Origin of the sequence: Enterococcus canintestini (assembly GCF_001885735.1) — a bacterium.
Taxonomy (GTDB): Bacteria; Bacillota; Bacilli; order Lactobacillales; family Enterococcaceae; genus Enterococcus_C; species Enterococcus_C canintestini.
Genome location: NZ_JXKG01000039.1, coordinates 1 through 7,390, shown reverse-complemented (window position 1 = coordinate 7,390; position 7,390 = coordinate 1). Strand labels below are relative to the sequence as shown.

The window sequence follows — 7,390 nt, the reverse complement described above, 5'->3', positions numbered from 1 at the left end:
GGCAGATGCTGTAGTAATAGAAAATTCCAATGGGGATAGCACTATTTCAGATAGTGAAAGCACGGAAAAGAAAGAATGGGTTTCTTTTTCAGAAATTCCTGGCACAGTAGTAGTTAATGAAGTGGGAGGAATTCGTTATAATACATTATCATCTACTTTTGAAAATGATAATGGGGAAAAGATGGCTTTATTTGAAAAAGAGGGGTTACAGGTTGATGATACAGGGAATGCTACAGTAAATTTGTCTTTTGTAGAGTTATCTGAACCAGGAGAAGGTCGGTTTGGGGTTTTATTGAAATATGGACAACCAAATTATATAATGGTTGGGTATGATAGAGAAGGATGGTTCTGGCAATACAAATCTGCAGTTGATTCTGCTTGGATGACAACTAAACGTTCTGTGTCAGCACCAACGAAGGGCTCAAAAAATGAATTAATGATTAGTCTAAAAAAAGATGGCCAGCTAAACGCGAGTGTTAACGGCGAAAATCTTTTTGATACTTATAATATACCTAAAAATGTGATGGACACTTTAAAAGAAAATAAAATAATTGCTTTAAAGTTGGGCACATTTGGGAACGAAATAACGAAAGTGGATATAAAAACGGATAATCAATCAAATGTTGCCACTTCGAACATATCTAAGGAAAAGGAATTGGGAATTACTGTAGATGATTCTAAAATCACTTATAACACGATAAAAACGGATCAGATAGAAGCAGTGATTGATGTTCAATTCCCTAGAGTAAAAGAGTATCATGTTGGGAAGGATATTCTTCCAGGGCAAGTCTACCCTCTTGATATTGTCAAAATCAATGGAATTGATGTGGCTCCTATAACTTCTTTTGAAAAAATCAATGATTCTACAGCAGTATATAAGATGAAATTGAAAAATTTGGAACATTTAATTAATGCAGAAATAGAAGTTCAACTTCAAGTTGTAAATAATGAACTGCATTTTGAGGTTGTTAAAGTTATCAATTACAATAAAATTGTTATGGGGGAAATAATAGATGATACAAGAAAATTAATTGAAACAATTGAGTTTCCGGGTAATTATTTAGTTTCTGTGTCTAGTAAAGATGACAAAGCTGCTTTTGATGGTGCCAGAATGTCTACTAATACTCATAAAAGAGGGGATGTTCATATTAATGTTACAAATCCAATGGAGGACATTCCGCCGATAGGATTCATGTATGGATTTGTATCTAATAATAAATTAGCAGCGGGTGTTTGGTCTAATTCTCAGTGGAGTTATGGTGGTGGAGCAAATGATTATACTCGACTAACAATTGATAAGGTAACAATTAACGGTGAGAATTATCTTGGAATATCAAGTGCCCCATTTATTTATCAAAGGCATTATAAGGGTCAAGTTTATGATGAGCGTACAATTGAGCTACCTAATGCTAAAGTGATCATTACAAGAGATTTAAATGAGGATGAAGTAGTAGACTGGCAAGATGGTGCTATTGCTTACAGACAAATCATGCATTCTGCCAAGGGTTCGGAGGACGTTCCTGACTTGGTTGCGTATCGTATTGCTATGAACTTTGGCTCACAAGCTCAGAATCCCTTTTTAACTACCCTCGATGGTATTAAAAAGATTAGCTTGCATACTGATGGGCTTGGACAGTCAATTTTGTTAAAAGGATATGGGAGTGAAGGACATGATTCTGGACATTTAAATTATGCTGATATTGGAAAAAGGATAGGTGGTGCAGAAGACTTTAAAAAACTTATAGAATTATCTGAAAAATATGGGGCACGGTTAGGAATTCACGTTAATGCCTCCGAAACATATCCAGAATCCAAGTATTTTAATCCAGAACGTTTAAAAAAGAATTCTGATGGAGCATATAGCTATGGTTGGAATTGGTTGGACCAAGGGATTAATATTGATGCTTCGTATGATTTGGGACATGGTAGATTCAAGCGATTCCAAGATTTAAAAGAAGTTCTTGGAGAAGGTCTTGATTTTGTATATGTAGACGTATGGGGAAATGGTCAATCAGGAGATAATAGTGCGTGGGCTACTCATCAATTGGCAAGGGAATTAAACGATAATGGATGGAGAGCAGCTTTTGAATGGGGATATGCTGGAGAGTATGATTCTACATTTCAGCATTGGGCAGCCGATTTAACTTATGGCGGCTATTCATTAAAGGGAATTAACTCTAATATTGTACGTTTTATTCGTAATCACGAAAAAGATTCATGGATTGGAGATTATCCTTCTTATGGTGGGGCAGCAAATAATCCACTTCTTGGTGGATATGATATGAAAGATTTTGAAGGATGGCAAGGGCGTAGTGATTATGCTGGGTATATAAAAACGTTGTTTAAGAGTAATCTTCCAACAAAATTTATTCAACATTTTCAAGTGACAAATTGGGAAAATGGAACGCCTGTGTTTATGGAGGATAATGGTGAAAGTTACGAATGGATTCCTGAATTGGAAATAAAACTAAAAGATGAAGAAGATAGAAGGTTAGTTATTTCTAGAAAGTCTAATGATGTGCGCGATGTTGGTTATAGAGAACGTATAATGACGCTAGATGGTCGCAAAATCTATGATGGCTCTGCATATCTTATTCCGTGGGATTGGGCGAGTGATGGCAGTAAATTATCTAAGAATGACCAAAAACTTTATTATTATAATACCACAACAGGTAGTACTACATGGGAGTTACCAAGTGACTGGTTGGTAAATAAAGTCTATCTGTATAAATTGACAGATCTTGGGAAAACAGATGAAACTATTGTAGAGGTTGTGGATGGTAAGATTACGATTGATGTAAGTATAGAGACCCCGTATGTAATTTATCGTACACCGCATAGTAATGAAAAAGTAGTTTGGTCAGAAGGTATGCATATAGTTGACCAAGGATTTAACAGTGGCACATTGAGAGATTGGAATATAAAAGGCGAAAGGGATAAAGCTGAGATTGTTCGTTCGCAAGGAGATAATCCGATGTTGAGGATTATGAATAATAATAAAAAAGTGAGTTTGACTCAAAAATTAAGTGGGCTGAAGCCAAATACTAATTATGCTGTATACGTTGGAGTAGACAATCGTAGCGATTCAATTGCAGAAATTTCTGTGGATACAGGAGAAAAGACGTTTAGTAATGCAACGGGTCGTTCTATTGCTTTAAACTTTGTTAAAGCTTATGCTCATAATACTTTAAAAAATAATGCAACGATTAATGACCTTAGTTTTTTCCAAAATATGTATATTTATTTTACAACTGGAGAAAATGTAGAGAATGTAATGTTGATTCTCTCAAGAGATGCAGGAGAAGAAGCAACTTATTTTGATGATATTCGAATTTTTGAAAATAATTCTATAATGTTTAATGGCTCACACGACAGTGAGAAGGGAATATTTAAACAGGATTTTGAAAATGTTCCACAAGGAATCTATCCTTTTGTAATAGGTGGAGTTGAAGGTGTAAGTGATAATCGAACCCATCTTTCAGAAAAAAATCCTCCTTATACCCAACGAGGATGGAATGGGAAAAAAATATCTGATGTTATTGAGGGCAATTGGTCACTTAAGACAAATGGATTGGTAGCTCGTAATAAACTTCTTTATCAAACTGTTCCACATAATTTCCGATTTGAACCGGGAAAAGTTTATCGAGTAAGTTTTGATTATGAAACTGGTTCAGATGATACGTATGCATTTGTTATAGGGAATGGTCAATATCAAAATGATCCTTCTGAATTAACAATGTATCCTTTGAAAAATACTTGGACCAATAGTGAAAAACCGGGAAAAGCAAGTTATTATGTAACGGGTAGTGAAAATGGAAATACATGGATTGGTGTATTTTCTACAGCAGCAGCAGCCAATACACATGGGGTTAAGGGGAATGCAGCTAATTTTGGCGGATATCTTGATTTTGTGATGGATAATTTGGTTGTGGAAGAAGTTAAGGTGACACCGGCTACTAAACTGGAATTTGCTGTTGAAGAATTCCTGCCATTTGATGATTCTTTATTCACGAAGGAAACTTCAGATAGATATAAAGAAGCATTGGGTAGAATTTTAACGGCTGACCCACGCGTGTTAACCTTAGATGAAGTAAATAAACTAATAGAGGACATAAGAAAGAAAAAAGAAGAACTGGTTCTTAAAAAACTCTATATAGATAAAAGTGATATTGACAGTATGGGAGCGAATGAACAACCTGGGAAGGGAATAGAATTGGCTTTTGATGGCGATACCAATACAAATTGGCACAGTAAATATGACGATATAGCAATTGATAAACCTGTAAAAATTGACTTAAAAGTTCCCACAAGTATTAAGGGATTTGTATATGTTCCTCGTCTATCTGGAAAAAATGGGCGTGTTAAATCAGGTGTATTAGAAGTAACAGATATATCAGGAGAATTCATTACGTTTGAATTTTCTGAATGGGGAAATGATAGTAACGAAAAAAGTATACTATTTGAACAGCCGATTGAGGTTACGTCAATTAACTTTATAGCAAAAGAGTCTTATGGGGATATTCCAAATAAATTTGTTTCTGCTGCAGAATTGAAATTCATGTTACAGACAGAAGAAAGTGTAGAACCTGATAGAACGATTTTGATAGATAATATATTATCAGTTGGAAAGAAAATGGGAGAAAACAATAATGAGGTCAAGTCTATTATTTCAGAGTTCAATCTTTATGACAAATATAATTTAATAACGAAAAATATATTAATAACCTTAGTAAATAGGTTGAATAGCTTGATTGATGATCCCAAAACACCGATAGAGAAAAAGATAAACGATTTTGAAGGCGATCCTAAAAAAGTTAGAAAATTATCGCAGGACGTTCAGCAATTCAATAATAAATATCAATCTATGCCCATAATCACAAAATCCGACAAAAAGAAAGTAAGTAAGGGCGAGACACTACATGATGATTTCGAAGATGATTTTTCTGAAAAAGTTAGAAAATTATCGAGGGATAATCAGCAATCCAACAATAGGTACCAATTACTTCCAAAAACAGGAGAAGTTTCTAATAAGGGATGGCTTGGTGGTCTTCTATTATTTTTTTCCTTAATAATTACAATGATTGGTTGTAAGGGTTGGAGTAAGAGGGGAAATAAATTCTAGCTTATAAATTTTATTGAGTAAGTTCCAATTTTGCCTATAGCAAACCGCTCATAGGGACAATAAAGGCTTCTTTGAATCTAAACTTTGTAAAGGGAGATAGTGAACATAGCGAGAACGTCCATTTGGCTCTAGGTTAATAGTTTATTGTTGAAAATCAAATTGAATGGCTCTTCGTTAATGAGTGTTGGTGAAGAATTTCAACAGAATAAAGGCTCTTTGTCAAATAGGACGGATAGAGTGATATACGAACATCTAAGGTAGAATTGATTTTCTGCTTTAGATGTTTTTTTATTAATGACTTTAGTCAGTTGAAATCTCTAAAGAGATTTCAACAAAAAAACACTCGTACTGCGCGTAGAGGTCAGAGCTTTAGCGATAAAAACTCCTTTCGATATAATAGATAAAGGCTACCAACCGTTATCAAGTCGAAAGGAGTTTTTGAATGGCGAACGACGATAAAAGTTTAGCACATACTCGTTGGAATTGTAAGTATCATCTTGTGTCCACACTAAAATATAGAAGAAAAGTAATATATGGTCAATTGAGGCGAGATATAGGGAAATACTAAGAAAATGGTGTGAGATGAAAGAAGTCGAAATCATTGAAGCGCATGCAATGCCCGACCATATCCATATGTTGGTAAGAATTCCACCAAAGTTGAGTGTATCAGGTTTTATGGGTTTCTTAAAAGGAAGAAGTGCAGTAATCATTCATGAATGTCATGCGAATTTAAAATACAATTATGGAAATCGATCCTTTTGGTCAAAAGGCTATTATGTGAGCACTGTAGGACTGAACCAAAAAACGATAGCTAAGTATATACGAGAACAAGAAGCAGAAGATCGAGTAAGGGATAGTATAAACAAAAGAGAGTATAAAGATCCATTTAGGAAGTAACAACTAGATAAGAATAGAAAGGTAGCGGTTGGCGGTCTCTAAAAAAGCTCTCTTAAAGGGAGCAGCAGGTAACGAGCCCTTCTAGGGCTATTTACTTGGGAATCCGCCCAAATGTATTGCTTGAGCGGATTCTTTTTTATGTCTTTGGCTCTAGTGGTGGAGTATGCGAACCAAAAACACCTGATATGAGAGTAGAATAATAAAAAGTCCTACTAAAAAACTCCTTAATCGCGTTAAAATGTAGTTAGTTAGGCCATATAATAACGGAAAGAAGAGATTCAAATGGTTCATAAGTAGTAGCTCTGCTTATACAAAGCAGGGACGTAAATATCCTATTACATTCACTCCAAAGTATAGAAGAAAGATCATTTATAATCAATATAGAGCTGATTTGCAAGAAATAATCAAGCGCCTATGTAGAGCTACAAAGGAGTGAAATAATTGAAGACAATGTAATGCCAGATCATATATATATATTGCTAAGTATTCCGCCCAAAATAAGTGTTTCGAGTCTCATGAGAGATCTAAAAGGGGAAAGCACCATGATGATATTCGACAAACATGCAAATTTGAAAGATAGGTTTAGAAACCGCCATTTTGAGGCACAGGGACATTGTGTAAGCACATGTGGTCTTAAGAAGCGACAATAAAGGAATATAATCAAAGGGTGATGTGGTTTTAATAAACTGAGTGTTCCAAAATACAGTGACCCTTTTAATTTAAGGGTTAAAAAGTAGGATAATTTCCTCTTAAAAGGAAGTGAAAGTGATAAAACCAGCACCTTGAGGTACTGACTAGTAGTAGAGGCTTATAGCCTCAGTGCAAACTACCCTCCAAAAGGTGTTTATGATTTATGATAAAAGTCTTGGAAACACTAGACGATAAACAAAAAGGAATCCTGTTAAAAGCTAATGAACTCTATAAAAATCATTTGGAAAACACCGTTCATTTTATTGATGATGAAATAAGCGAAATACAGTTTACTCGTTCAGAATTTATACAGTGATGAACGCAGTAAAACAGAGAGGTATCGATTGTGCCAGCGTAAAGGATATGTCAAGAATAGGCAGAGATTACCTCAGAGTCAGTCAATGTATGAAATATTAAGGCAAAAAAGGAATAAGACGGATTGCCAACAACGTAGATAGTTTTTACAAAGCCAATGATTTTACTCTCTTTAGAGACATTATGAACGAGTGATGTGTAAGAGACATCTCAAGGGAAATCAATTCTTTATTCAAGTAAAAGGAGAGAGCGAAAGTCACATAGGGAGAACTCCACCTTATGTAACATATTAAAGATAGTCCGACACTCTGTACAGAAAAAGAAGTTTTTTGTAGTTCTAACCCTATCCTGAATAATTCATAGCTC

The 7,390-nt window shown here is 34.9% G+C and carries 1 protein-coding gene and 2 pseudogenes; all 3 read left to right on the top strand.

Annotated elements, in window-relative coordinates:
- Positions 1-5,122, top strand: a 5,122-nt coding sequence (locus RU96_RS12435; protein WP_071865795.1) for an endo-alpha-N-acetylgalactosaminidase family protein, incomplete at its 5' end; no start/stop codon positions are given.
- A 442-nt stretch (positions 5,123-5,564) separates the two neighbouring features.
- A pseudogene (tnpA, locus tag RU96_RS12430) lies at positions 5,565-6,019 on the top strand (IS200/IS605 family transposase).
- Between the two features lie 289 nt (positions 6,020-6,308).
- Positions 6,309-6,756: pseudogene (tnpA, locus tag RU96_RS13365) on the top strand (IS200/IS605 family transposase).
- The last annotated feature ends 634 nt before the right edge of the window (positions 6,757-7,390 follow it).